At 71.3% G+C, this 25144-nt stretch carries 25 protein-coding genes and 3 tRNA genes; 20 read left to right on the top strand and 8 right to left on the bottom strand.

Features of this window, described 5'->3' with window-relative positions:
* Positions 1-104: 104 nt before the first annotated feature.
* From CFP65_RS19170 to CFP65_RS19180, 4 genes are all read left to right on the top strand, one after another.
* Positions 105-1472 (top strand): cyclopropane-fatty-acyl-phospholipid synthase family protein, encoded by a 1368-nt coding sequence (locus CFP65_RS19170; RefSeq protein WP_104817289.1) that lies wholly within the window; start codon positions 105-107, stop codon positions 1470-1472.
* A 49-nt stretch (positions 1473-1521) separates the two neighbouring features.
* Positions 1522-1595: transfer RNA gene (locus CFP65_RS19175), tRNA-Ile, on the top strand.
* 296 nt (positions 1596-1891) lie between these two features.
* The gene (locus tag CFP65_RS40210) at positions 1892-2020 is read left to right on the top strand and encodes a DLW-39 family protein (protein ID WP_217368170.1); all 129 of its coding nucleotides are present in this window, start codon (positions 1892-1894) and stop codon (positions 2018-2020) included.
* A gap of 108 nt (positions 2021-2128) precedes the next feature.
* Positions 2129-2201: transfer RNA gene (locus CFP65_RS19180), tRNA-Ala, on the top strand.
* Positions 2202-2287: 86 nt separating this feature from the next.
* Here CFP65_RS19180 and CFP65_RS19185 read toward each other — a convergent pair.
* Positions 2288-3097: a DUF5324 family protein gene (locus CFP65_RS19185; protein ID WP_104817291.1), complete on the bottom strand. Its 810-nt coding sequence runs from the start codon at positions 3095-3097 to the stop codon at positions 2288-2290.
* Positions 3098-3313: 216 nt separating this feature from the next.
* On the opposite strand from CFP65_RS19185, the gene CFP65_RS19190 reads away from it, so the two are divergent.
* Together CFP65_RS19190 and CFP65_RS19195 are read left to right on the top strand one after the other, a co-directional pair.
* A complete protein-coding gene (locus tag CFP65_RS19190) occupies positions 3314-3838 on the top strand; it encodes a peptidylprolyl isomerase (RefSeq protein WP_104817292.1) in 525 nt (174 codons plus the stop codon).
* Positions 3839-3946: 108 nt separating this feature from the next.
* Positions 3947-4819, top strand: coding sequence for a rhomboid family intramembrane serine protease (locus tag CFP65_RS19195; protein ID WP_104817294.1), 873 nt, complete (start codon positions 3947-3949; stop codon positions 4817-4819).
* 250 nt (positions 4820-5069) lie between these two features.
* Here the strand turns inward: CFP65_RS19195 and crgA are convergent, their stop codons facing one another.
* Complete coding sequence (crgA, locus tag CFP65_RS19200; RefSeq protein WP_104817295.1) at positions 5070-5327, bottom strand: cell division protein CrgA; 258 nt, start codon at positions 5325-5327, stop codon at positions 5070-5072.
* Positions 5328-5475: 148 nt separating this feature from the next.
* Between crgA and CFP65_RS19205 the strand changes: the two genes are divergently transcribed.
* From CFP65_RS19205 to CFP65_RS19230, 8 genes are all read left to right on the top strand, one after another.
* Positions 5476-6246, top strand: coding sequence for a DUF881 domain-containing protein (locus CFP65_RS19205; protein WP_371682437.1), 771 nt, complete (start codon positions 5476-5478; stop codon positions 6244-6246).
* Positions 6247-6329: 83 nt separating this feature from the next.
* Positions 6330-6500, top strand: coding sequence for a hypothetical protein (locus tag CFP65_RS39790; RefSeq protein ID WP_168219614.1), 171 nt, complete (start codon positions 6330-6332; stop codon positions 6498-6500).
* A gap of 38 nt (positions 6501-6538) precedes the next feature.
* The gene (locus tag CFP65_RS19210; RefSeq protein ID WP_104817297.1) at positions 6539-7201 is read left to right on the top strand and encodes an aminodeoxychorismate/anthranilate synthase component II; all 663 of its coding nucleotides are present in this window, start codon (positions 6539-6541) and stop codon (positions 7199-7201) included.
* A 4-nt stretch (positions 7202-7205) separates the two neighbouring features.
* Positions 7206-8159, top strand: coding sequence for a class E sortase (locus CFP65_RS19215; protein WP_254552460.1), 954 nt, complete (start codon positions 7206-7208; stop codon positions 8157-8159).
* Between the two features lie 25 nt (positions 8160-8184).
* Positions 8185-8904: a class E sortase gene (locus tag CFP65_RS19220; protein ID WP_254552461.1), complete on the top strand. Its 720-nt coding sequence runs from the start codon at positions 8185-8187 to the stop codon at positions 8902-8904.
* 124 nt (positions 8905-9028) lie between these two features.
* Positions 9029-9970, top strand: coding sequence for an NADP-dependent oxidoreductase (locus CFP65_RS19225; RefSeq protein WP_254552462.1), 942 nt, complete (start codon positions 9029-9031; stop codon positions 9968-9970).
* A 206-nt stretch (positions 9971-10176) separates the two neighbouring features.
* Positions 10177-10332 (top strand): hypothetical protein, encoded by a 156-nt coding sequence (locus CFP65_RS39040; protein ID WP_158702247.1) that lies wholly within the window; start codon positions 10177-10179, stop codon positions 10330-10332.
* Positions 10333-10444: 112 nt separating this feature from the next.
* Positions 10445-11095: a hypothetical protein gene (locus CFP65_RS19230; RefSeq protein WP_104817298.1), complete on the top strand. Its 651-nt coding sequence runs from the start codon at positions 10445-10447 to the stop codon at positions 11093-11095.
* A 137-nt stretch (positions 11096-11232) separates the two neighbouring features.
* On the opposite strand, the gene pknB is transcribed toward CFP65_RS19230, so the two are convergent.
* The 6 genes from pknB to CFP65_RS19260 all read right to left on the bottom strand — a co-directional run bounded on the left by pknB (position 11233) and on the right by CFP65_RS19260 (position 19477).
* Positions 11233-13335: a Stk1 family PASTA domain-containing Ser/Thr kinase gene (gene pknB / locus CFP65_RS19235; RefSeq protein WP_104817300.1), complete on the bottom strand. Its 2103-nt coding sequence runs from the start codon at positions 13333-13335 to the stop codon at positions 11233-11235.
* Positions 13336-13557: 222 nt separating this feature from the next.
* Positions 13558-15015: a penicillin-binding protein 2 gene (locus CFP65_RS19240; RefSeq protein WP_104817302.1), complete on the bottom strand. Its 1458-nt coding sequence runs from the start codon at positions 15013-15015 to the stop codon at positions 13558-13560.
* Positions 15012-16409, bottom strand: coding sequence for an FtsW/RodA/SpoVE family cell cycle protein (locus CFP65_RS19245; RefSeq protein ID WP_254553026.1), 1398 nt, complete (start codon positions 16407-16409; stop codon positions 15012-15014). Before CFP65_RS19245 ends, CFP65_RS19240 begins: the two co-directional genes overlap by 4 nt.
* Positions 16410-16472: 63 nt before the next feature.
* Positions 16473-18035: a PP2C family serine/threonine-protein phosphatase gene (locus tag CFP65_RS19250; protein ID WP_104817304.1), complete on the bottom strand. Its 1563-nt coding sequence runs from the start codon at positions 18033-18035 to the stop codon at positions 16473-16475.
* Positions 18036-18040: 5 nt separating this feature from the next.
* Positions 18041-18568, bottom strand: a complete 528-nt coding sequence (locus tag CFP65_RS19255; protein WP_104817305.1) for an FHA domain-containing protein — start codon at positions 18566-18568, stop codon at positions 18041-18043.
* Positions 18569-18580: 12 nt separating this feature from the next.
* Entirely contained in the window at positions 18581-19477 is an 897-nt protein-coding gene (locus CFP65_RS19260; RefSeq protein WP_104817307.1) for a DUF3662 and FHA domain-containing protein, read from the bottom strand.
* Between the two features lie 358 nt (positions 19478-19835).
* Here CFP65_RS19260 and CFP65_RS19265 point away from each other — a divergent pair.
* The 6 genes from CFP65_RS19265 (at position 19836) to CFP65_RS19290 (ending at position 25047) form a co-directional block, all read left to right on the top strand.
* Positions 19836-19919: transfer RNA gene (locus tag CFP65_RS19265), tRNA-Leu, on the top strand.
* A gap of 427 nt (positions 19920-20346) precedes the next feature.
* Entirely contained in the window at positions 20347-20823 is a 477-nt protein-coding gene (locus tag CFP65_RS19270) for a peptidase inhibitor family I36 protein (RefSeq protein WP_104817309.1), read from the top strand.
* A gap of 119 nt (positions 20824-20942) precedes the next feature.
* A complete protein-coding gene (locus CFP65_RS19275) occupies positions 20943-21824 on the top strand; it encodes a hypothetical protein (protein ID WP_158702248.1) in 882 nt (293 codons plus the stop codon).
* A gap of 9 nt (positions 21825-21833) precedes the next feature.
* Entirely contained in the window at positions 21834-23129 is a 1296-nt protein-coding gene (locus tag CFP65_RS19280) for a peptidoglycan-binding domain-containing protein (protein ID WP_104817312.1), read from the top strand.
* Positions 23126-23824 (top strand): ABC transporter ATP-binding protein, encoded by a 699-nt coding sequence (locus CFP65_RS19285; RefSeq protein WP_104817314.1) that lies wholly within the window; start codon positions 23126-23128, stop codon positions 23822-23824. Before CFP65_RS19280 ends, CFP65_RS19285 begins: the two co-directional genes overlap by 4 nt.
* A complete protein-coding gene (locus CFP65_RS19290) occupies positions 23821-25047 on the top strand; it encodes an ABC transporter permease (protein ID WP_104817315.1) in 1227 nt (408 codons plus the stop codon). Before CFP65_RS19285 ends, CFP65_RS19290 begins: the two co-directional genes overlap by 4 nt.
* The last annotated feature ends 97 nt before the right edge of the window (positions 25048-25144 follow it).

The following is a 25144-nucleotide window of genomic DNA, read 5'->3' on the forward strand; positions in this document are numbered from 1 at the left end:
CTGCGTCCCGGCGTGCCGTCCGGCGTGCCCGTGGACGCCGTCCGATTAGCTGTCCGCGACGTCTTCGGGGCCGGTGACGGGCGGGAACTTCGTGGAGGCACACCATGGCAAAGGTCGCAACGCAACTGGTCGGCGCACTGGAGGAGCTGCTCGGGGCGAGGATCCCGCTGCGGGTCCGGGCCTGGGACGGCAGTGAGGCGGGGGCCCCGGGCGCGCCCCTGGTGGTGCTGCGCAACCGCCGCGCGGTGCGGCACCTGATCTGGCAGCCGGGCGAGCTGGGGCTGGCCCGCGCCTACGTCTCGGGCGATCTGGACCTCGCCCCGGAATCCGACCTGTACGAGGTGCTGGCGGCCGTCGGCACCTTCGCCGAGCAGCAGGAGCTCGCGGGCCAGCAGATCGGCCTCAAGGAGATCACCGGCCCCGAGGGCCGCCGGCTGCTCGCCGCGGCGCTGCGCACCGGCGCGCTGGGCCTGCAGCCCACTCCCCCGCCGGAGGAGGCCCGCCAGCAGGGCCGGCTGCACAGCCGCGGCCGCGACCGGCAGGCGATCAGCCACCACTACGACGTGGGCAACGACTTCTACGAGCTGGTGCTCGGCGACTCGATGGTCTACTCCTGCGCGTACTGGGAGCCGGCCGCCAAGAGCCTGGAGGCCGCCCAGGCGGCCAAGCTCGACCTGATCTGCCGCAAGCTCGGCCTGCGGCCCGGCATGCGCCTGCTGGACGTGGGCTGCGGCTGGGGCTCGATGGCGCTGCACGCGGCGAAGCACTACGGCGTGGACGTGGTCGGCGTCTCGATCTCCACCGAGCAGGTCGCCTACGCCCGCAAGCGGGTGGCCGACGCCGGGCTGACCGACCGGGTCGAGATCCGGATGCAGGACTACCGGGAGATCCCGGACGGCCCCTTCGACGCGATCTCCAGCATCGGCATGGCCGAGCACGTCGGCAGCGCCGAGTACCTCACCTACGCCTCCGGCCTGCACAAGCTGCTGGCCCCGGGCGGGCGCCTGCTCAACCACCAGATCTCCCGCCGGCCCAACCGTCCGGGCCAGCCGCACAACCAGAGCGCCTTCATCAACCGGTACGTCTTCCCCGACGGCGAGCTCTCCCCGGTCGGCTCCACCGTGGGCCTGATCGAGGAGGCGGGCTTCGAGGTCCGGGACGTGGAGTCGCTGCGCGAGCACTACGCCCTGACCCTGCGCGAGTGGGTGGCCAACCTGGAGGCCAACTGGACCCAGGCGGTCGCCCTGGTCGGCAACGGGCGGGCCCGGGTCTGGCGGCTCTACATGGCGGCCTGCGCGATCGCCTTCGAGGAGAACCGGATCGGCATCAACCAGGTGCTCGCAGTTCGCCCCGCCAAGGGCGGCCGCAGTGGTCTGCCGGCCACCCGGGAGCAGTGGCTGACCCGGCACCCGGCCACCGACCCGGCCCCCGAACTGGGCGTCCAGGAGAAGGCCACGGGCACCGCCGCCTGAATGGATTTGGGAGATCGGCCGCCGGTCCGCTAATCTTTGAGTGCGGCAAGGGCCTATAGCTCAGACGGTTAGAGCGCTTCCCTGATAAGGAAGAGGCCACAGGTTCAAGTCCTGTTAGGCCCACCGGCAAGAAGGCCCCCGGTCACGAAAGTGACCGGGGGCCTTCGTCATGTCCGGGCCGTCCGCCGCAGGCCGCCGGGCGGGCTCGCCGGCGGGCTGAGATCCACGTCACAGGCGGGCCGGCCGGGATCCGCAGGTGACCGCCGCGCGCGGTGGTTGGCCTGGCGTCAATCCGTTGCCCGGATCGGCCGGTTGGACGTGGCGGCGCCCGCCCGGTCGGTGGTTACCGGTGTGTATCATCGGCCGGAAGGCGGTCTTCAGCCGGGCCGCTAACCAAGCACGAAGGACGAGGTCCCGCGGTGAAGAAGCTCCTCCTGGTCGCACTGCTCGCCCTCGGCGGGCTCTTTGTCTACCGTCAGGTCCAGGCCGACAAGGCCGAGCAGGACCTGTGGACCGAGGCCACCGACCCGGTGCCCGCCGCCCGCTGAGGCGCCGACCACGGCTCCGGTCCTCCGCCCACGGTGCGTACGCGCCGTGGGCGGAAACCTGCTCACTGATCGCCGGTGGGAGCAGGTACGCTAGGCGCAGCACCGCACGGGGCTTTAGCTCAGTTGGTAGAGCGCTGCCTTTGCAAGGCAGATGTCAGGAGTTCGAGTCTCCTAAGCTCCACGTGCACCGACGCCCCCAGGCTCTTCGAAGCCTGGGGGCGTCCGTCGTCTCCGGCCCCTGACGGCGGGTCAGGGGCCGGAGCGGGCTCAGTGCGGTTTGCGCGGGTCGTGCGGCTTGGGGCGGTCGTCCTGGGGCTTCGGCGGCGGGCCTGGCTCGGGGTGCTCCTCCGGGGCGGGCTCGGTGGCGGCGGAGCCGTTGACCGAGCCGGCCGGGGCGGCGGGCGCCTCGGTGGCGGTGTCGGTGGTGCCGATGCTCGCCGGGGGTTCGACCAGCCATTCGGGGCTGCTCTGGCGGCGCCACCACTGCCAGGCCGCCAGGCCGGCGCCGATCGCCAGCAGCCCGGCCACGGCCAGGCCGGTGCCCCGGCGGTGCCGCCGCTGCTCCCTCCTGGCGTTGCGGTCGGCCAGCTCGCTGATCTCGGCGGCGCTCACGTGGCCCTGGAGGGCGGTGAGGGCCGCGCTGCCGCGCTGCTGGGCCTGGAGGGCCACGGGGGCCAGCGCGGCCTGTGCGGCGCCCACCCTGGGCGCCAGACCGGCCCTGGCCTGGTCGGCGGCGGTGCGGGCGCCCTCGGCGGCGCGGCCGGCCGAGTGCTTGGCGGCCAGCGCGGCCTCCTGGGCCCGGTGGACGGCCTTGAGGGTCTGCGCCTGGGTCTGCGGGGGGAGCGCGGCGAAGGCCTGCTCCAGCTGCGGGGCGAGGTGCTTGGCGTACTGGACGCGGGCGCCCCGGGTGGCCTCGGCGGCTCCGCTGCGGGCCTTGGGCCCGAGCGCCTCGACGGCCGGGCCGAACCGGTCGCGGGCCTCCTGGGCGAGGTGTACGGCGGTGTCCCGGGCTCCGGCGGCGTAGGGCGCGAGCGCCTCCTTGGTCCGGTCGGCCGTCTCGCGGGCTGCGTGCGTCACTGGCTTCTCCTCCTCGGTGCGTCCGTTCTGCTGGGTAGCATCCGTTATGCACCTTTCCACCTGATTGCAGATCATGCCCGGCCATCCGGGGCTCGGCGCGCCGGGTTGCGCCGTCTGCGGCGCGCGGCACGAAGGCTCCGCCCGGGGCAGGTGGATCATGGGATGATTCCCGGGTCAGAGAGACCGGCAGCACCAAGGACAGAAGGAAGGCACACCGTGGCTGAGAAGCTCACCGCCACCCTGAAGACCAACCACGGCGACATCGTCGTGGAGCTCTTCCCGAACCACGCCCCGAAGACGGTCGCCAACTTCGTGGAGCTCGCCGAGGGCACCCGCGAGTGGATCGACCCGAAGACCGGCCAGAAGAGCAACGCCCCGCTGTACAACGGCACGGTCTTCCACCGCGTCATCAAGGACTTCATGAACCAGGGCGGCGACCCGCTCGGCAACGGCACCGGCGGCCCGGGCTACAAGTTCGCCGACGAGTTCCACCCCGACCTGGCCTTCACCAAGCCCTACCTGCTCGCGATGGCCAACGCCGGCCCGGGCACCAACGGCTCGCAGTTCTTCATCACCACCGTGCCGACCACCTGGCTGACCGGCAAGCACACCATCTTCGGTGAGGTCACCGACGAGGCCTCGCAGAAGGTCGTCGACGCCATCAACGGCGTCCAGGTCGGCCGCAACGACCGTCCGGTCCAGGACGTGATCATCGAGTCCGTGGTGATCGACCGCGGCTGAGTGCCGTAACGCCGCACGGCGGTAACCTGGCGGTCCCGGTGACATCCCTTCCGTGGGTGTGGCACCGGGACCAGCCATGAGAGCCGGCGACGGAACGTGAGGGTGGGGATGGACGAGCAGGCCCGACCGCAGGCCGACGGGGGCCACGCCCTGCCCGGCTGCTACCGGCACCCCGACCGCGAGACGGGCATAGCCTGCGCGCGGTGCGGGCGGCCGATCTGCCCCGACTGCATGGTCGACGCCTCGGTGGGCTTCCAGTGCCCGGACTGCGTGCGCGGCGCGCAGCAGCAGGTGCGGCAGGCCACCACGCCCTTCGGCGGGCGGCCGGTGCGGGACCCGGCGCTGGTGACCAAGGTGCTGATCGGGCTCAACCTGCTGGTCTTCGTCTTCACCGCGTACATCCGCCCGGAGTGGCAGTACGACCTGGAGCTGTCGAGCCGGCCGGGGGATTCGCTCTACCTGCCCTACGGCGTCGTGGCCGGTGAGTGGTACCGGCTGGTGTCGGCGGTCTTCGTCCACTACGGGCTGCTGCACATCGTGATGAACATGGTCTCGCTCTGGGTGCTCGGCCCCCAGCTCGAGGCCGCGCTCGGGCGGCTGCGCTACCTGGCGCTCTACCTGGTCTCCGGCGTGGCGGGCAACGCCCTGGTCTACCTGGTGGCCCCCGGCTTCTTCGAGTCGGCCGGCGCCTCGGGGGCGATCTTCGGGCTGCTGGGGGCGACGGCGGTGCTGTTCCGGGTGTACCGCAGGCCGGTCGGCCCGGTGATCGCGCTGCTGGTGTTCAACCTGGTCATCACGTTCTCGGTGCCGCACATCGACTGGCGCGCGCACATCGGCGGCCTGGTCGCCGGCACCGCGATGGCCGCCGGGATGATGTACGCCCCCCGGGCGAACCGGAACCTGCTGCAGGGGCTGACGGTGGCCGCGGTGCTGGGCGCGGCCGTGCTGCTGGTCGTAGTGAGGACCGCCCAGCAGGGGTAGTGCGCCCGGTTGTCCACAGTGCGGGTGGGGGTGTGCGCGGGAGTTTCCGCTACCCCCTGGGGAGAAACCGCGCTACGCGCGTCCAACTCGGGGAACGCGCGGATTCCGGGCCTGGCAAGGGCCGGATGGCGGAAAAGTTATCCACAGGAACGGGGGAGTTTTCCCCACTGTGGATAACCGTGTGGATAAACACATCGTCTGCCGAGGCGGCCGTGCGGCCGCCCCAGCAGACGGAGGGTTCAGCGGGGGCTTACTTCCACTGGGTGGAGACGCCGAAGCCGGCGGCGATGAAGCCGAAGCCGACCAGGATGTTCCAGTTGCCCCAGCTCTGCACCGGCCAGGTCCCGCTCGTCACGTAGTAGGTGACGATCCACACCAGCCCGATCAGGAAGAAGGCCAGCATCAGCGGGGCGACCCAGCTGCGGCCGGTGCCGATCTTCACCGCGGTGGCGGTCGAGGTGGTGGGCGGGGTGTAGTCGGACTTCTTGCGGAGTCGAGACTTCGGCACGAGTGGGTTCTCCTGTCGATGCGCTGTGACCGCGCAGGGTGCAGCGGGCGGAACGGCTGTGGGGGCCGGTCAGTGTCGGGCGCTCCGCACATGCCACCGGCGTCCGTTAGCGTAGTGGCTCGCCGGGTCTGAAGGAGATAAGGGTACGGTGCCTAATTCCACGATTCCTCCGCTTCCGGGCTCCGGACGCCGGATCGGCACCCGAATTGTCGGACGTGCCCTGACCTGCGCCGTCTTCGCGCTCGCCGGATTGCTCTTCTACATCAGCGCGCAGACCGCCAAGGGCACCTCCCTGCGGACCGACAACACCCTGCTCCACCTCAGTGACGTGATACAGCAGCGGTCCACCCAGAACCAGCAGGACCAGGCCGAGCTCTCCGCCCTGCAGGACCGGGCCGACGCCCTGGTCAAGGAGCAGAACCGCAGCCCGGCCGACACCGCCCAGCTGGACGCCCTGCAGAAGGCGGCCGGCCTCCAGGGCCTCCAGGGCCCCGGCCTGACCGTCACCCTCAACGACGCCCCGCCCGGCGCCACCGCCCGCATCCCGGGCGTGCCCGAGCCCGGCGTCAACGACCTGGTCATCCACCAGCAGGACATCCAGGCCGTGGTCAACGCGCTCTGGCGCGGCGGCGCCGAGGGCATCCAGGTGATGGACCAGCGCCTGATCGCCACCAGCGCCGTGCGCTGCGTGGGCAACACCCTGCTGCTCCAGGGCCGGGTCTACTCCCCGCCGTACGTGATCAAGGCGGTGGGCAGGACCGACGGGCTGCGCTCGGCCGTGGACAACGACCCCACCATCCGCAACTACCTCCAGTACGTCGCCGCCTACGGCCTCGGCTGGAAGGTGCAGGAGAGCGGCGACCTCCAGCTGCCCGGCTACGCCGGCACCGTCGACCTGCACGCCGCCACCGGCGGCTGAGCCGCAGCCGACCGGTGGATACCCGCCTGTGGGGCGGGCCCGGCGGTCTAGTCTTTGACTGCGACCTGAACCCTAGGAGTGCCATGTACGACTGGATCTGGCGGCACCTGCCGGGGAACCTCCCCGTCCGGACGATCCTCGCGCTGCTCCTGATCGCCGGGGCGGTCTACGTCCTGTTCCAGTACGTCTTCCCGTGGGTGGAGCCGCTGCTGCCCTTCGGCGACGTCACGGTGGACCAGAGCGGCACCGGATGACCGGGCCTCGGCACACGCACTCCAGGAGTAGTACGCGCATGACCTCCGTCGGCGGCTCGCCCCGCATCCTCGTGGTGGACAACTACGACAGCTTCGTCTTCAACCTCGTGCAGTACCTCTACCAGCTGGGGGCCACCTGCGAGGTGGTGCGCAACGACGAGGTGACGGTGGAGCACGCGGTGCGGCGGGCCGGTGACCAGGGCTTCGACGGGGTGCTGCTCTCCCCCGGGCCCGGATCGCCCGAGGAGGCCGGGGTCTGCGTCGACATGGTGCACCACTGCGCGGCCATCGGGCTGCCGGTCTTCGGCGTCTGCCTCGGCCTGCAGTCGATCGCCGTCGCCTACGGCGCGGTGGTCGGCCGGGCGCCGGAGCTGCTGCACGGCAAGACCTCGCCGGTCGAGCACGAGGACGCCGGCGTCTTCGCCGGCCTGGCCTCGCCGCTCACCTGCACCCGCTACCACTCGCTGGCCGTCGACCCGGCCACCGTGCCCGCCGAGCTGCTGGTCACCGCCCGCACCGCGAGCGGCGTGATCATGGGCCTGCGCCACCGCGACCTGCCGGTGGAGGGAGTGCAGTTCCACCCCGAGTCGGTGCTCACCGAGGGCGGCCACCGGATGCTGGCCAACTGGCTGGCCGAGTGCGGCGACCCCGCCGCCGTCGGCCGCTCGGCCGGGCTCGCGCCGGTGATCGGCCGGGGCTGACCGGGTGACCGTGCTACGCCCGGAGGGGGGCGCCGGCCCGGCCACCGGGGACGGTCCGGGCGCCGGGGGAGAACCGGGGGACTGGGGGGTCTACGAGCCCGCTCCCGAGCCGCCGGCCCCCGCCGACTCGACGCTCCGGCTGCGGATACCCGGCCAGGGCGGCCGACGGGCCGCCGGGGCCGGGACGGCCCTGCGCGGCGGTACCGGACGGCGCCGGGGCGGCCGGGCGCGCGGGCCCCGGACGCGGCGGCCCGAGCCCAAGCGGGTGGTGCTGGCCCGGCTGGTGGGGGAGCTGCTGATCACCCTGGGCGCGGTGATGCTGCTCTTCGTCGCCTACCAGCTCTGGTGGACCAACGTGCAGGCCGACGCCTCGGCCGACGACACCCGCAGCCGCCTGGAGCAGCAGTGGGCCGCCGCCGCCGCCCCCGCCGGCCCGGCACCGGCCACCGGCTCCGGCTCCCCCGCCGCCAGGCCGGCCGGGGCCTTCCAGCCCGGCCAGGGCTTCGCCGTCCTGCACGTGCCCAAGCTGGGCCTGACCTACCCGATCGCCGAGGGCACCGGCAAGCAGCAGGTGCTCGACAAGGGCCTGGTCGGCCACTACACCGGCACCGCGATGCCGGCCGACCCCAGCGGCAACTTCGCGATCGCCGCCCACCGGACCACCCACGGGCAGCCGTTCCGCAAGCTCGCCGAGCTGGTGCCGGGGGACAGGGTGGTGGTGGAGACGGCCACCGCGTACTACACGTACGAGGTCGAGGGCGGCATCCCGGAGACGCCTCCCTCGAACGTGTCGGTGATCCTTCCGGTGCCGAAGGGCTCGCCGTTCGGCGGCCCCGGGCGGTACCTGACCATGACCACCTGCACGCCGGAGTTCAGTGCCCGGGGCAGGCTGATCGTCTTTGGCAAGATGGTCGAGGAACGGCCGAGGAGCCAGGGACAGCCCCCGGCGCTCGGCTGACCCGAGGGTCTGCGAGGCGATCGGTGTGACGAAGGTGCGGCGGAGCCGGGGTGCGGTGCTGCTCGGGGTGGTCGGCGAGCTGCTGATCACCGCCGGGGTGGTGCTGGGCCTGTTTGTGGCGTACTCGCTCTGGTGGACCGACGTGGTCGCCGACCGGCGAGCCGGGCAGGTCGGCGGCGAGCTGCGCCGGGACTGGGCCGCCACCGCGCCCGCCCGGCCCGGCGGCGGTGCCGAGGCCGCCGCGCCGCCGGTGTACGCGGCCGGGGACGGGATCGGCTTCCTGCACGTGCCGGCCTTGGGCAAGGGCGATTCCACGCTGATCCGGATGGGTACCACCCCGGAGGTGCTCAACGAGGGCGTGGCCGGGGTCTACCAGGACCCGTACCGGGCCGCGATGCCCTGGGAGGCCGAGGGCAACTTCGCCCTCGCCGCCCACCGGGACGGCCACGGCGCCCGCTTCCACGACCTCGACCGGCTCGGCAAGGGCGATCCGATCGTGGTGGAGACCAAGGACAGCTGGTACGTCTACCGGGTCGACGCCACCCTCCCGCAGACCTCCCGCTACGACACCGGCATCATCGCCCCCGTCCCGGTCGGCTCCGGCTACCACCAGCCCGGCCGCTACCTCACCCTGACCACCTGCACCCCCGTCTACACCTCGCGCTACCGGATGGCCGTCTGGGCCAGCCTGGTCCGGGTCGATCCGGTGGACGCCAAGCGCACTCCCCCGCCCGAACTGCGCTGAGCCCTGATGTGACCTGTATCACGATGCCGGTTGCCGTAACTCCCCCCGGTGAAGTGGTGAGAACCAGCAAGGCTGGGGTGGTGAGCGGGGCGCAAGGCCCGGCCCGGACAAGGGAGTTGAAGCCATGGCGGGGGAGATGATGCGGGCGGTCGAGGCACAGGCCTGGGGCGGGCCCGAGGTGCTGCGGCCGGTGCAGCGGGAGCGGCCGGAGCCCGGGCCTACCGAGGTGCTGGTGCGGGTGCACGCGGCCGGGATCAACCCGGTGGACTGGAAGACCCGCAAGTACGGCGGTCTGCTGCGGGTGCCGGCGCCGTTCGTGCCCGGCTACGACGTCTCCGGGGTGGTGGAGGCGGTCGGGATGGGCGTGGTGCTCTTCCGGCCGGGGGACGAGGTGTACGGCATGGTGGGCTTCCCCCACCTGCGCGGCGCCTACGCCGAGTACCTCACCGCCCCGACCAGGCACCTGGTGGCCAAGCCGGCCGAGCTCAGCCACGTCACCGCCGCCGCCCTGCCGCTGGCCGCGCTGACGGCCTGGCAGGCGCTCTTCGACGTGGCCGGGCTGCGGGCCGGGCAGCGGGTCCTGGTGCACGCGGCGGCGGGCGGCCTGGGCCACCTGGCCGTCCAGATCGCCAAGGCGGCCGGCGCGTACGTGATCGGTACGGCCAGTACGGCCAAGCACGAGTACCTGCGGGGCCTGGGCGCGGACGAGCTGATCGACTACCGGACCACGGATTTCGCCTCGGCGGTCTCCGATCTCGACGTGGTGCTCGACACCATCGGCGGCGACTACGGCGCCCGGTCGCTGCCGCTGATCAAGGACGGCGGCGCCCTGGTCAACTTCACCGGCCCCGACGACCTCCGCCCCGGCCCGCGCGGCATCCGGTCCTCCTTCATGTTGGTGGAGCCCGACCGCCGCGCCCTGCTCGCCGTCGACGCCCTCGTCCGCGAGGGCCGGCTGCGCCCCACCGTGGTCGACACTTTCCCCCTCGCCGAGGCCGCGAAGGCCCACGAGGTGAGCGAATCCGGCCGCACCACGGGCAAGTTGGTCCTCCGGATGGTCGACTGACCACAACCTGTGGATAACTCCGGGCCAGTTGACGCACCGTGCCGTCAACTGGCCCGTCTGACCAGTGGAGTTGTCGGGACGGCTCCGACTTGACGACCTGTGGACAAGGCTGTGCACAACTCACTGTGGAAGCGCTTGTGCGGCGTCAGCTCGGGTATCACGGAGAGTGGGTGACGTCAGCTGAGGTGAATCACGGGGGTGGGTGCGTGGCGCGGAAGAAGCAGGGCGGCGACTGGTTCTTGGGGCTGCTGCTGGGGCTGATCCTGGTCGTCGGCCTGGCGCCGGGGCTCTTCCTGATCTTCGCGCTGCTCTGGGCGATCGCGCACGGAGCGTCCTTGCCGCCCTGGCACGGGGGCGGGTAGCGGAGTGCTTCGATGCGCTGCTCCGAGAGAGTGACGAAGCTGGCCGGAAATCGTTCCCAGGGCGATCCGGGCGCACCGCCCGGAGCCGCTGCACGAGGTTGAGGTGGGAACGATGGATATCAGCGAAGCCGTGGTGTTGGAGTCGCGGACCCTGCGAGGCACCATGACCGGCCGGGTCGAGGTGCTGGACAAGGTGAAGGCGCTGGTGCTGCTGCCGGACGGGCTGCACGTGACCGGACAGATGGTGGCCGACTACTACGAGGTTGGCTTGGAGGCCATCAAGTCCTTGGTGAAGGACCACCGGGAGGAGCTGGAGAACAGCGGATACCGCGTTGTTGCAGGTCAGGAACTCAGGTCCTTTAAGGACCTGAGTTCCTTCGACCCCCGGACGCCCACGCTCGCGGTTTTCCCGAGGCGGGCCGTGCTCAACGTGGGGATGCTCCTGCGCGACAGCGAGGTGGCCCGGGAGGTGCGGCGGTGGCTGCTGGACCGCGCGGAGCCACCGGGGATGAGCCAGGAGCTGGAGCGACTGAGGGCGGAGCAGCAGCAGCTCAAGGTCGAGCAGCAGCGCCTGTGGGAGGCGCACGCCGCGCTGGCGCGGCAGGCGGAGCTGGACCGGGAGGTGATCGGGGCGCTGAGCGTGCGGATAGCGGACATGTCCTGCGAGGTCCGGACGCTCGGGGGGCGGGTGGACATGCTCTGCTCGCTGGCGAGTGCTCCTGGGCCGGGCCGGCGGCGGTTCACTGGGCGGTCGAGGCGCTAAGAGACCTCTGTGCCTTCAAGGCACAGAGAGTTATCCACAGGGGTGGCGGCACAGAGGTCCTTCAAGGACCTCTGTGACTGGCCTGCGGAAATGCCGGAGGGGGCCACCGCGAGCAGCGGTGGCCCCCTCCGGGTGGGTCAGTTGTTGCCGGCGGGCGGGGAGGCCGAGCCGGAGGGGGACGGGGTGTTGCTGCCGCCGCCGTTCTTGTCGGCGGGCTTGGTGAAGAGGGTGACGCTGCTGCCGGGGGCGGCCTGGTTGCCGGCGCCGGGGGTGGAGTAGAGGACGATGGCGTTCGGGTCCTGGGGGCCGACCACGGTGTAGTGGAGGCCGGCGGCCTCGAGCTGCTTGCCGGCTTCCTTCAGGGTCACGTTCTGGAGCGGGGGGACGGTCACGTTCTGGGCCATCTTGCCGACCATGATCGTGACGGTGCCGCCCTTCTTCAGGGAACCGGTCTTGGGGGACTGGTCGATGACCACGCCGTCCTTGGCCTGGTCGGTGGTGCTGACCGTCTTGACGGACGGGGTGAGGCCGGCGTCGCTGATGGCCTGCTGGGCGGCGTCGGACTGCTGGCCGACCACCGGCGGGACGGGGATCTTGCCCTGGCCGCTGGAGAGGGTCAGGGTGACGGTCGAGCCGGGGGCGGCGTTGCCGGTCACGTCCTGGGAGATCACCGAGTCCTGGGGGACGGAGTCGCTGTCCTTGTAGGCCATCGGGCCGACTGTGAAGCCGGCCTTGGTGAGGGCGGCGGAGGCGTCGTCCTTGGTCTTGCCGGTCACGTCCGGGACGGCCTGGGTGACCGGGCCGGCGGAGAGGTGGACCTTGATGACGGTGTCGGCAGCGACCTGGATGCCGGCCTTGGGCTCCTGGGTGCAGACCTGGCCCTGCTTGATGCTGGTGTCCGGGCACTGGATCTGGTCGCCCTGGCTCAGCTGGAGCTTGGCGTTGGTGTTGGTCACCGCCTGCTGGGCTTCGGCGAAGGTCTTGCCGACCAGGGTGGGCGAGGTGACCTTGCCGCCGCCGCTGTCGCCGGGCGGGGCGATGGCCTGGACGACGAAGTAGGCACCCACCAGGACCAGCACGGCCGCCACGGCCAGGATGATCCAGGAGGTGTTGCTCTTCTTCGGCGGCTCCTGGCCGCGGCGGCCGCCGCGGTCGTAGTCGTCGTAGCCGCCGTTGTCGTTGCCGCCGGGGCCGCCGGGGTAGCCCTGCTGCTCCTGGTAGCCGTAGGCGGGCTGCGGGGGGCCGACCGGCGGCATCATCGTGGTCGGGCCGGCCGCGCCCTGCTGCGGGAGCAGGTTGGTCTGGCCGTACGGGTCGTGCTGGGCGTAGCCCTGCTGCTGGTCGTAGCCGTAGCCGGCCGCGCCCATGCCGTAGGCGGCCTGCTGGGCGGCGATCACCGGGAGGCCGTCGAGGAAGCGCTCGATGTCCTCGCGCATCTCGTCGGCGCTCTGGTACCGGTAGTCGCGGTCCTTGGTGAGCGACTTGAGCACGATCGCGTCGATCTCGGGCCGCAGCTCGGGGTCGTACGTGGACGGCGGCAGCGGGTCCTCGCGGACGTGCTGGTACGCCACCGCGATCGGCGAGTCGCCGACGAACGGCGGGCGGACGGCGAGCAGCTCGTAGAGCAGGCAGCCGGTGGAGTAGATGTCGGAGCGCGCGTCGACCTGCTCGCCCTTGGCCTGCTCCGGGGAGAGGTACTGGGCGGTGCCGATCACGGCGGAGGTCTGGGTCATCGTCATGCCGGCGTCGCCCATGGCGCGGGCGATGCCGAAGTCCATGACCTTGACGTTGCCCTGCCGGGTGAGCATGACGTTGGCGGGCTTGATGTCGCGGTGGACGATCCCGGCCCGGTGCGAGTACTCCAGGGCCTGCAGGATGCCGATGGTCATCTCGAGCGCGCGCTCGGGCAGCAGCCGGCGGCCGGAGTGCAGCAGCTCGCGCAGGGTGGACCCCTCGACGTACTCCATCACGATGTACGGGATGGAGATGTTGTCGATGTAGTCCTCGCCGGTGTCGTAGACGGCGACGATGGTGGGGTGGTTGAGTGAGGCCGCGGACTGCGCCTCGCGACGGAAGCGGGCCTGGAACGAAGGGTCGCGGGCCATGTCGGCCCGCAGCGTCTTCACTGCGACGGAACGGCCGAGCCGGGTGTCATGGGCGAGGTAGACCTCGGCCATGCCGCCGCGTCCGAGGACGCCGCCGAGCTCGTACCTGCCGCCTAGGCGACGAGGCTCTTCCATAGTTCCGACCCTCTCCCTCACCGGCCGGTGAGGATGTCACGTTGGTGTCCCCGCACGCACTCATGGACGCGGCCGACACCACGCTGGTTCTGTGACCTCGGCCCCACGGGGTGGCCGTGGGCGAGCCGCGGGCACACCCGCTGCTGCGGATACGCTACCGCTCCGGCCCGGCGGTGCCGTGCCGGGCCGCCAGCTGAGACCAGACCGGTATCGAAGATGCGACTACTTGAGCACGGCCTCCATGACCGACTTGGCGATCGGCGCGGCGATCGAACCGCCGCTGATCTCGTTGCGCTCGGCGGCGCCGTCCTCGACCACCACGGCCACCGCGACGGACTTGTTGTCGGGGCCCTTGGCGTAGGACATGAACCAGGCGAAGGGCAGGCCGGCGTTGTCCTGGCCGTGCTGGGCGGTGCCGGTCTTGCCGCCGACGGTGAGGCCGTCGATCTGGGCCTTGGTGCCGGTGCCGTTGGCCACCACGCTCTCCATCAGCTGCTGGAGCTTCTGGGCGGTGCCCGGGGAGACGGCCTGGCTGAGCTGCTTGGGGGTGTGCTTGGAGATGACGGTGAGGTTGGCCGAGCGCTCCTGCTCGACCAGGTACGGGGTCATCAGGCTGCCGTTGTTGCAGATGGCCGAGGCCACCATGGCCATCTGGAGCGGGGTGGCGCGGGTGTCGTGCTGGCCGATGGCGTCCATCGCGGTGCCGTCGGGGGAGGAATTGGGCGGGAAGTAGCTCGGGACGGCGCGGATCGGGGTGTCCAGCGCCGGGTTGTTGAAGCCGAACTTCTCCGCCTGGCCGCGCAGCTTGTCCTTGCCGAGGTCGGCGCCGATCTTGCCGAAGACGGTGTTGCAGGAGAAGTCCATGCCGGTCTTCACCGTGGCGTTCGGGCAGGGCTCGGTGTCGCTGGCGTTCTTCAGCTCGGTGTTGGTGCCCGGCAGGATGTAGTGCGCCGGGGTGTCGGTGGTGTCGTCGATGCTCTGGAAGCGGCCGTTCTCGAAGGCCGCCGCTGCGGTGATCAGCTTGAAGGTCGAGCCGGGCGGGTAGGTCTCGCGCAGCGCGCGGTTGAGCAGCGGCTGGTTCGGGTCCTTGTCCAGGGCGGCCTTGGCGTTGCCGTCGGCGGTGGCGCCGCCGGCGAAGGTGGACGGGTCGTAGGACGGGGTGGAGACCAGCGCCAGGATCGCCCCGGTGGCCGGGTCGATCGCGACGGCCGCGCCCTTCTTGTCGCCCAGGCCCTCGAAGGCGGCCTTCTGCGCCTTGGCGTTGATCGTGGTGACCACGTCGCCGCCCTGCTTCTGCTTGCCGGTGAGCATGTCCAGGGTGTTGCGCAGGAACAGCCGGGAGTCGGTGCCGGAGAGGATCGGGTCCTCCAGCTTCTCCAGCTGGCTGGAGTCGAAGGCCTGCGAGGACCAGCCGGTGACCGGTGCGTACATCGGGCCGTCGACCCAGGACTGCTTGTACTTGTAGCGCAGGCCGTTGACGAAGTCGGACTTCGTGACCGGGTTGCCCTGCACGATGATGTTGCCGCGCGGGTAGGCGTACCGGTCGTACTTGTTCCGGTCGTTGTGGCTGTTGCTCGCCCAGGTGTCGGCCTGCACGCCCTGCACCCAGTTGGTGCGGACCATCAGGGCCAGGATCAGGACCAGGCAGAAGACCGAGACCCGGCGGATGGGCTTGTTCACGAGGGGGTGCCCCCAGAGGTCGTTGTCGGCACGGGGTCGGCGGCCGGGCGGCGGGCGCTGTCGCTGATCTTCAGCAGGATCGCGACGAGCGCCCAGTTGGCCACCACGGAGGAACCGCCCTGGGCCAGGAAGGGCATGGTCATGCCGGTCAGCGGGATGAGGCCGGTGACTCCGCCGGCGACCACGAAGACCTGGAGCGCGAAGGCCGAGGAGAGGCCGACGGCCAGCAGCTTGCCGAACGGGTCGCGGGCCGCCAGGCCGGTGCGCAGGCCGCGCTGGACGACCAGGCCGTAGAGCAGGAAGAGCGCCATCATGCCGGTCAGGCCGAGCTCCTCGCCGAAGGAGCCGAGGATGAAGTCGCTCTTGGCGGCGAACTGGATCAGCCAGGAGCGGCCCTGGCCGAGGCCCGAGCCGGTCACCCCGCCGGAGCCGAAGGCCATCAGGGTCTGGCCGATCTGCTCGGTGGAGCCCGGCGGGGGCTTGGGCGAGAAGGCGGCCATCGGGTCGAGCCAGGCGTCGATCCGGGTCTTCACGTGCGCCTCGGAGGAGGCGACCACCACGGCGCCGCCGACCGAGAGCAGCAGGCCGAAGACGATCCAGCTGGTGCGCTCGGTGGCGACGTAGAGCATCACCACGAAGAGGCCGAAGAAGAGGAAGGAGCTGCCGAGGTCGGTCTCGAAGACCAGGATCAGGATCGACAGCAGCCAGACCACGATGATCGGCCCGAGGTCGCGCCCGCGCGGCAGGTAGAGGCCCATGAAGCGGCGGCTGGCCAGGGCCAGCGCGTCCCGCTTGACCATCAGGTACCCGGCGAAGAACACGGTCAGGATGATCTTGGCGAACTCACCGGGCTGGAAGGACATGCTGCCCAGGTGGATCCAGATCTTGGCGCCGTAGTCCTCCTTCCGGGCGGGGAAGAAGGCGGGCGCGGCCAGCAGCACCAGGGCCACGGCCATCGAGATGTAGGTGAACCGCTGGAGGATCCGGTGGTCCTTCAGGAAGACGATCACACCGATGAACAGCGCGACGCCGAGCCCCGACCACATCAGCTGGTTGGCGGCGGCGGGGAAGTTGTTGCGCAGCAGCTGGCCGGCCTTGTCGAGGCGCCAGATCATCACCAGGCCGAGGCCGTTGAGCAGGGTGGCCAGCGGCAGCAGCAGCGGGTCGGCGTAGGGCGCGAACCGGCGCATCACCAGGTGCGCGACCAGGGCCAGCGCCCCCATGCCGAGGCCGTACTCCAGCATCCCGGCGGGCAGCTTCTTGTCCATCGCGAGGCCGACGTTGGCGTACGCCAGCATCGGCACCACCACGGCGAAGGCCAGCAGCGCCAGCTCGGTGTTGCGCCGGTTGGGCGCGGCCGGGGCCGCGTCGGAGCCGGCCGGGCGGCGGCGCAGCGGGAGGCCGAAACGGCGGGTCGAAGGGGTGCTGTCCAGGTCGAGAGTGCTCAAGGGGCCGTCCTACTTGGCCGGGCAGTTGCTCGCCAGGAGCTGCTCCGCCGCGGAGAGCGGCGGGGTGGGGCTCGGGGTCGGCGAGGTGCCCTGTGCGGGCACGGTGGGGCTCGGGCTCGGGCTGGGGGTGGTGGAGGGGGTGGCCGGGCTCGCGCCGTCGATCTTCTTGCAGACGGCGGCCTGGTCGGAGAGGCGCTTCACCTGGTCGCGGGCGTCGTCCAGGCTCTTGGCTTGGATCGTGTTGCTGACCTGGGTGCGCTGGTAGGTCGGCAGGTACTTGAGTTCGACCTCGCCGAAGCTCTGGTAGACCGAGGAGAGGCTCAGGCCGGCCAGGTTCTGGTTGACCCCGCGGTAGACGGCGACCACGTTGCCGTCGGCGCCCACGTAGTACTGGTCCTGGGTCCACCGCCAGCCGAAGTACCCGGCGCCGCCGAGCACGGCCAGGACGGCGACCACGGCGATGGAGACCTTCAGCCCGCGCCGCCGGCGGGGCTCGTCCAGGTAGTCCTCGTCGTAGGGCTCGGGCTCGGCCGCCGCCCGGTAGGGCTCGGCCTGCTGCTGCCCGTAGGGCTCGCCGTAGCTGTCCTCGTAGCCGGTGCCGTAGCCCTCGGCGCCGTACTCCCCGGCGGGGTGGCCCTCGGCCGGGTAGCCCTGCGGGGCGCCGTAGCCCTCGGCCGGGCCGAAGGCACCCTGGGGGGCCGGCGGGGCCTGCGGGGTGCGGCCCAGGCCCGCCGCGCGGGCGGCCGGGTGGTTGGGCATCAGCTGGTCGTGGTGGCCGGGCGGGGTGTCGGCGACGGCGCCGACCACCACCGGCAGGTCGGTCAGCTGACCGCTCAGGGTGTCGGTGTGGCCGACCTCGATCACGTCCGCCACGATGCAGGTGATGTTGTCCGGGCCGCCGCCGCGCAGGGCGAGCTGGATCAGCTCCTGGATGGTCTGCTCGGGGGAGTAGAAGCTGCCGAGGGTCTCCTCCAGGGTCTGGTGGGAGACCGGGCCGGAGAGGCCGTCGGAGCAGATCAGGTACCGGTCGCCGGCCCGGACCTCGCGGATCGACAGGTCGGGCTCGACCTGGCCGCGGCCGTCCAGGGCGCGCATCAGCAGCGAGCGCTGCGGGTGGGTCTCGGCCTCCTCGGGCGTGATCCGGCCCTCGTCGACCAGGCGCTGCACCCAGGTGTGGTCCTGGGTGATCTGGTCGAGGCGGCCGTCCCGGAGCAGGTACGCGCGGGAGTCGCCGATGTGCACCAGGCCCATCTGGCGGCCGGTCCAGAGCAGCGCGGTGAGGGTGCAGCCCATGCCCTCGAGCTGCGGGTCCTCCTCGACCATCTGGCGCAGGCGCTCGTTGGCGTCCTGCACCGCGGTGTTGAGCAGGGTCAGCAGGTCGGCCCCGGAGGTGTCCTGGTCGAGCCGGAGGATCGACCCGAGCACCTCGGAGGAGGCGACCTCACCGGCCGCCGCCCCGCCCATGCCGTCGGCCACGGCGAGCAGCCGCGGCCCGGCGTAGCCGGAGTCCTCGTTCCCCTCCCGGATCAGGCCCTTGTGGGAACCGGCGGCGAACCGCAGCACGAGACTCATACCTACTACTTCCGCAGTTCGATGACGGTCCTGCCGATACGAATCGGCATGCCCGGCTGGAGGGGCGTGGGCGCGGTGAGCCGCTGCCGGTCCAGATAGGTGCCGTTGGTGGAGCCTAGATCCTCGACCGTCCACTGCCCAGTCTGGTCGGGGTAGATCCTGGCATGCCGGGAGGAGGCGTAGTCGTCGTCGAGGACGATGGTGGAGTCGTGCGCCCGGCCCAGCGTGATCGTCTGGCCCTGGAGCGCCACGGTGGTGCCGGCCAGCGAACCCTGCACCACGACCAGCTGGGTGGGCGCGCCGCGGCGCTGCCGGGGCTGGGCCTGGGTGGCGGCGGTCTGCTGCTGCGGCGGCGCGGGGCGCCCGCCCGCGGCGGGCGCGGGCGCGGTGGTCGCACTCGCCCGGCGCGCGCCGCGCGCGCTCACCTTGCTGCCGAACAGGTCACTGCGGATGACCTGTACGGCCACGATGACGAACAGCCACAGCACGGCCAGGAAGCCGAGCCGCATGACCGTCAGGGTCAGTTCTGACATGTGGGGGCCGCTCTACCCTTCGACCTGTCGGTAGACGATGGTGGTGCTCCCCAGGACGATCCTGGAGCCGTCGCGGAGCGTAGCGCGCTGGGTGTGCTGCCCGTCCACCACGATGCCGTTGGTCGAGCCGAGGTCGAGCACCATCGCCGGGGTGCCCGGCCGGATCTCGGCGTGCTTGCGGGAGACGCCTGGGTCGTCGATCCGCACGTCGGCCTCGGTGGAGCGGCCGAGCACGCAGGCGTTCCCGGTGATCTGGTGCCGGGTGCCGTTGACCTCGATCCAGCGCCGGGTGGCGGCGCCGCCGTGGCCCGCGCCGGGGAAGGGGCGGACGTTGCCGCCACCGGGGGCCGCCGGCGGCATGGCCGGGGTGCTCGGGGGCATGCCGGGGGGTGCGGCCGGGGGCGGCGGCGCGGCGTACCCGCCCGCGCCGGGCTGCTGCCAGGGCGCGCCCGGGGCCGGCGGGGTGGGCTGGCGGCCGTAGCCGGTGGGCTGGTGCGGGGGCTGGGCGGGCGGCTGCGGCGGGGCCGGGGGCTCCTCGGCGGCCAGGGTGCGGCTGCGCACCCGGTACAGCCCGGTGTCCAGGTCCTCGGCCCGCTCCAGCGTCACCTGGAGCGGGCCCATGAAGCTGTAGCGCTGCGCCTCGGCGTATTCGCGCACCATGCCGGCCAGCTCGGTGCCGAGCTGGCCGGAGTAGGGGCTGAGCCGCTCGTGGTCGTGCGCGCTCAGCTCCACGATGAAGTCGTTGGGCACCACGGTGCGGTCGCGGTTCCAGATGGTGGCGTTGTTGTCGCACTCGCGCTGCAGGGCGCCGGCGATCTCCACGGGCTGGACCTCGGACTTGAAGACCTTGGCGAAGGTGCCGTTGACGAGACCCTCAAGCCGCTGTTCGAACTTCTTCAGGACTCCCATGGGGCACCTCCCTTCCTGGGCTTCGGTCGGGCCCCTCGGCGGGGCCTGCTGGCGGTACTTCCGTACTGATCGTATCCACGCCCGGGCCATCCGTACGGTTCCCCGCGCGGGCGCGGCCCAGGGGTGAGGCTTGGCACAGGGCACCTCCGGTTCGGGTCGGAGCGGCCCGTGGACCCGTTCGGGCTGCTCCGGTTGCGGGGCCGCCCGGAAGGGATTTCGTGGCCGGGCCGCAGGTCTGCTACTGTTTCTCATGTCGGAAGGGGCGCCCGCAAGGGAGCCGGACGGAAGACCAGCGAAGAGCCCGAGTGGTTCGGAGAGGGTCGGAAGTCAGGTAAGGTTCACGAAGACAGACACCCATGCGCGGGTGGCGGAATAGGCAGACGCGCTGGATTCAGGTTCCAGTGCCCGAAAGGGCGTGGGGGTTCAACTCCCCCCTCGCGCACAGCGAAGCCCCGCAGATCTACGGATCTGCGGGGCTTTTTTGTTGTTCCGGAGTCGGTGAGCGCTCACAGGTCCCGCCCAGGTGCCGTTCAGGGAGGACGGCCTCGGATGTGCGAGGGAGGGGCGTCCAAGGGCACCCCCGCCCGCGCGGCTCGACTTGATGAAGCCGGCGAGCGAGAACGATCAAGCGTCGGTGTCGCCACCCCCGCCGAATGGCGGGCCATAGAGCTCTCCTTGGCATGCGAACTACATTCAAGCGTTACTGATCGGCGAGTTGAATGTCCGTTTTGCCCGTTGTTCGCAAGGTGTAATTGTTTTGTCAATGTTTTGTATGCGCATGACTTTCCGGGGCTCGCCTGCCCGCCTCTGTCCGAGGTGAGTGCTCCGGCGGGCTGCTACCACCTGGCCCTACCGAATCGAGAAGACGAATGAAGCTGTCCTGGTCCGCCCGCGCCGCCGTTGCAGGTGGTGCCGCACTCCTGTCCCTCGGCACAGTCGCCGCCACGGGCGCCCACGCCAGCACGGGGGAGGACAACCAGATGAACCCCACTGCCTGCGTCAGCAACGTGAACAGCAGCTTCCAGTTCACCCTTTGGTACAACTCCTCCTACTCCGGCAGCTGGCGCAACATCGGCTGGAGTGTCCTCGACTTCGATGACGAGCGTGTCGGTGGCGACGCGCAGGCCGGCACCCAGCCGCTGAAGTTCTGCAGCAACGGAGCGGCGGGCGGGGGACAGGGTCTGAAGAACAACGCCGCGTCGGCCCAGAACCGCCATTCGAAGTCCACGGCGAACGTCTACTACAACAAGAACTTCAGGGGCAAAGTGGACTCGCTGGCGAATCGCTCCAGCTGGTTCCAGTTGAAGGAGACCTACAACAACAACGCTTCGTTCCAGTGGATCTGACGAACCTCCACCGCCCGGGCAGGGGCGGACCGTCCCGCCGCCGCCCGGGTTGTACCCCACCCCGGCTTTCTTCCGTCCGCTGAGGACGGCGCACCACCCTTCAATCTTGGAGCACCACCATGGCGACCTCCGTCCGACGGATGTCCGCAGCACTCGCACTCATCGCCGCCCTCAGCACGGTCGGCGCCTGCTCGCAGGCTTCCTCGCCCGCCCGTCCCGCCGCTGCCCCCACCAAGGCAGCGGCAGCGGGGGTCGCCTTCGACCAGGCCGACCCGAAGACCTGGACCCTCCCGATGGAGGCCTACCTGCCCACCGACGCCGAGAACCGGCAACTGGGCCGCGCCTCGGCCGCGTTGATGGAGAGTTGCATGCACAAGGCCGGGTTCACGGCTTGGCAGCCCGCGCCCGATCTGCCCAAGCTCGGACCCAAGACGCTCACCGACTGGCGCTACGGCATCCACGAGAAGGCACTGTCCAGCAAGCGCGGCTACCACACCGACGCCGCTGAGCAGGAGGCGTACGACGTCGCCATGCAGGCAGGCGCACTCGACGGCACGACCCCCGAGAACGCGCAGACACGCTCCAGCTGCGCCGACAAGACCGTCGGCGCGCTCGGTCGCACCGGGAAGACCTACGGCGAGCTGGCCCAGCAGCTCGGCAACGACGCCTATCTCCGAGCCAAGCAGGAACCCGAGGTCGTCGCGGCGTTCAAGCAGTGGTCCGACTGCATGAAGGAGAGCGGTTACTCCTACAAGGAACCGATGGACGCCAACGACGACCAGCGCTTCAGCGGGCGCGATGTGTCCCGTGAGGAGATCGCCACCGCCCTTGCCGATCTCGGCTGCCGCAGCCGTACCCAGGTCGCGTTGGTCTGGTACCGCGCGGAGGTAGGGCTCCAGCAGGCGGCGCTGGAGCAGAATGCCCAGGCGCTGCGCGCCGAGCGCCAAGAGCTGGACGCCGTCGTGAAGAAGGCCGCGGGCGTGCTCGCGGACGCCCGGTAGGAGCAAGCGATGACCGAGCTCGACACCCCGGACACTGGGCTGCGCCGCCGCCGTAAGCTGCTGGTCGCGATCGTGGTCACTGCGGTACTGGCCGCTGCTGCCGGCGCTGGCGCGGCCACCGTCCTCAAGTCGCCCGCCCAGGTGGCAGCCGAGACCGCGCCCCCGGCGCCCGACACGCTCACGGCGGCCGTGGAGCGCCGGGTGGTCGTCGATACCTTGATCACCCGTGGGAAGGCCGTGTCGACGTCCGCTGCGGGCGTCCAGGGTACGGCTCCCGCCGGTGTGGAGGGCGCCCGACCGGTCGTCACCAAGGTCAAGGTGTCCTCCGGCGAGAGCCTGGAGCCCGGCCGCCAGCTCTTCGAGGTGTCGGGTCGGCCGGTCTTCACGCTGAGCGGCCCGCTGCCCGCGTACCGGGACCTGCGGACCGGGGCCACCGGTGAGGACGTCGCCCAGCTCCAGCACGCACTTGCCACCCTCGGCCGTTCCAGTGCCCCCGACCGCAGCGGCACGTTCGGCCCCGGGACGGAACGGGCGGTGACCGCCCTCTACAAGTCGCTCGGCTACCAGCCGGTCCGGATGCCGAACGCATCCGGCCGCAGTGACACCCCAAAAACGGCCGACAGTCCTGCTCCTCCCGCCTCGGCGGCCCCGGCCGTACCAACGGCCGGTACCGCCTCTGCCCCGGCCGCCCCGACGGCCGACGCCGTGGTGGTCCCGATGGCCGAGGTCGTCTACCTCAGTGCTCTTCCGGCGCGGGCCGAGTCGGTCACCGCCACCGTCGGCCAGGCCCCCGGAGACCGGCTGATGACCGTCTCGACCGGGGACCTGATGATCGACGCGCTGGTGTCCGGCGACGAGAAGGCACGGCTCAAACCCGGCCAGCGGACCGAGATCCTGGACGAGGCCACGGGCACCCGAACTGGCGGCAGCGTGCTGTCCGTCTCCGATTCCGTCGTCAAACCCAAGGACGAGCAGACCGGGTCCGGTGCGCCCGGGTACCAGCTGCGGATCAAACCGGACCACGCCCTCGGACCGGACCTGGCCGGCAAGGACGTCAGGCTCACCATCACTTCCGCGTCCTCAGAGGTCCCGGTGCTCACCGTGCCGTCGGCTGCGGTGTCGTCCGGCGCCGACGGCCGTAGCAGTGTCGGCGTGCTGGAAGCGGACGGCACCGTCCGCCGGGTCGTCGTGCGCCCCGGCCTTTCGGGGGACGGGTTCCTCGGGGTCACCGCCGAGGACGGAGCCTCCCTGGCACCCGGCCAGCGCGTGGTGGTCGGCACCAAGCCCGCGGGCGGCCGTCCATGACGGCCGAGGCCTCGGTCATCGAGCTTTCGGGCGTGGGCCTGACCTATCCGGGACCGCCCACCGTGACAGCGCTGCACACGTGCGATCTGACTGTACGGCGCGGTGAGTACGTCACCGTGGTCGGCCCCTCCGGCGCCGGAAAGTCGACGTTACTGAACATCGTCGGCCTGCTCGACGCCCCCACCTCCGGTCGCTACCTGCTGGACGGAGTCGATGTCGCGACCCTGCCCGACGCTGGACGCACCGCACTGCGCGGCGGCCGGATCGGCTTCGTCTTCCAGTCCTTTCACCTGCTCCCGCACCGCACGGCCCTCGAGAACGTCGAATTGTCGATGGTGTACCAGCGCGTCCCACGGCATGCGCGACGGACCCGTGCGGTCGACGCCCTCGAGCGGGTCGGGCTCGGTCACCGGATGGCGACTCTGCCCACCAGGCTCTCCGGCGGAGAACGGCAGCGCGCCGCGATCGCCCGGGCCCTGGCCGCACAGCCGTCCCTGCTGCTGTGCGACGAGCCCACCGGAAACCTGGACTCCGACACCACCGCCTCGATCCTCGACCTCTTCGACCGGCTCCACCAGGACGGCATGACCATCGTGATGATCACCCATGACCCGCAGGTGGCCCACCGGGCCCACCGGACCGTGACCATCCGCGACGGCCGACTGGCGGAGACCACATCCGGGAACCAGCGATGACCCACCGCCCGGCCGGAACCGGCCGCTCCCGCCTGGCCGTCCGCGACCTGCTCGCCGAAGCGGTGGCGGGAATCCTGCAACGGCCGGCCCGCTCGTCCCTCACCGCCCTCGGGACCGTCCTGGGAGTCGGATCGCTGATAACGGTACTGGGACTCACCAGCACCGCCGCCTCGCAGATCGACGCCCGTTTCGACGAGCTCACCGCCACCGAGGTCACCCTCGAAGACGTCGCACCGAGAACCACCGCGCTCGCGTTCCCGGCCGATGCCGACACCCGGATGGAAGGACTGAACGGCGTCACCGCCGCAGGGGTCAGCTGGCGGATCCGGCTCGCACCCGGCCAGCGGGTGGCCGCAGGCCCGGACCCCGCCACGGCCGGCACCGACAGCCAGGCCCAACTCGTCGCGGCCTCATTCGGGATGCTGAAAGCAGCCGGAGCCTCCTACGAACAGGGCCGCGCCTTCGACTCCTTCCACGACCACCGCCAAGAGCGGGTCGCGGTGCTCGGCGCAGCCGCAGCCCGGCGGCTCGGCATCTCCTCCGTGCAGAACCAGCCCGCCGTCTTCGTGGGTGGCACGGCATTCACCGTGGTCGGCATCCTTGCCGACGTCCAGCGCCGCCCCGACCTCCTGACCTCGGTCATCGTGCCGCGCGGCACCGCAGAGCACCTGTGGGGACAACCCGCCGACGAGCGCGCCAAGATGCTCGTCACCACCCGACTCGGCGCCGCGACCCAGATTGCCGACGAAGCCCCCCTCGCCCTTTGCCCCGAGCACCCGGAGTACCTGCGCGCGGTGGCGCCCCCGGACCCCCGGACACTGCGCTCCGGCGTGAAGACCGACCTGGGGCAGTTGTTTCTGCTCCTGGCCGGCGTCTGCCTGTTCATCGGCGCGGTCGGGATCGCCAACACCACGCTGGTCGCGGTGATGGAACGGACCGGCGAGATCGGGCTGCGGCGGGCCCTCGGTGCCCGCGGGCGGCACATCACCGCCCAGTTCCTCGCCGAATCGACGGCGCTCGGCCTGCTCGGCGGCCTCGTCGGTGCCGCGATCGGCACCGTGACGATCGTGACCGTCTCCGTAGTCAAGGAATGGACGCCGGTGCTGCAGCCCGCAGCGCTGGCGAGCGCCCCGCTGCTCGGGCTGGCCACCGGTCTGCTGGCAGGCGTCTACCCGGCCTGGCGGGCCTCGCGCATCGCCCCGGTCGAGGCCCTCCGCCGCTGAGGCCCCCGCTTCCCCGTCCCACTGAAGTCTTCGCCTGACCGCGCTCGAGCATGCCTCGACCGCTGTCCGGTCGATCCGTCATGCGCCGGCACCGGCG

Source organism: Kitasatospora sp. MMS16-BH015 (genome assembly GCF_002943525.1).
Lineage (GTDB): Bacteria > Actinomycetota > Actinomycetes > Streptomycetales > Streptomycetaceae > Kitasatospora.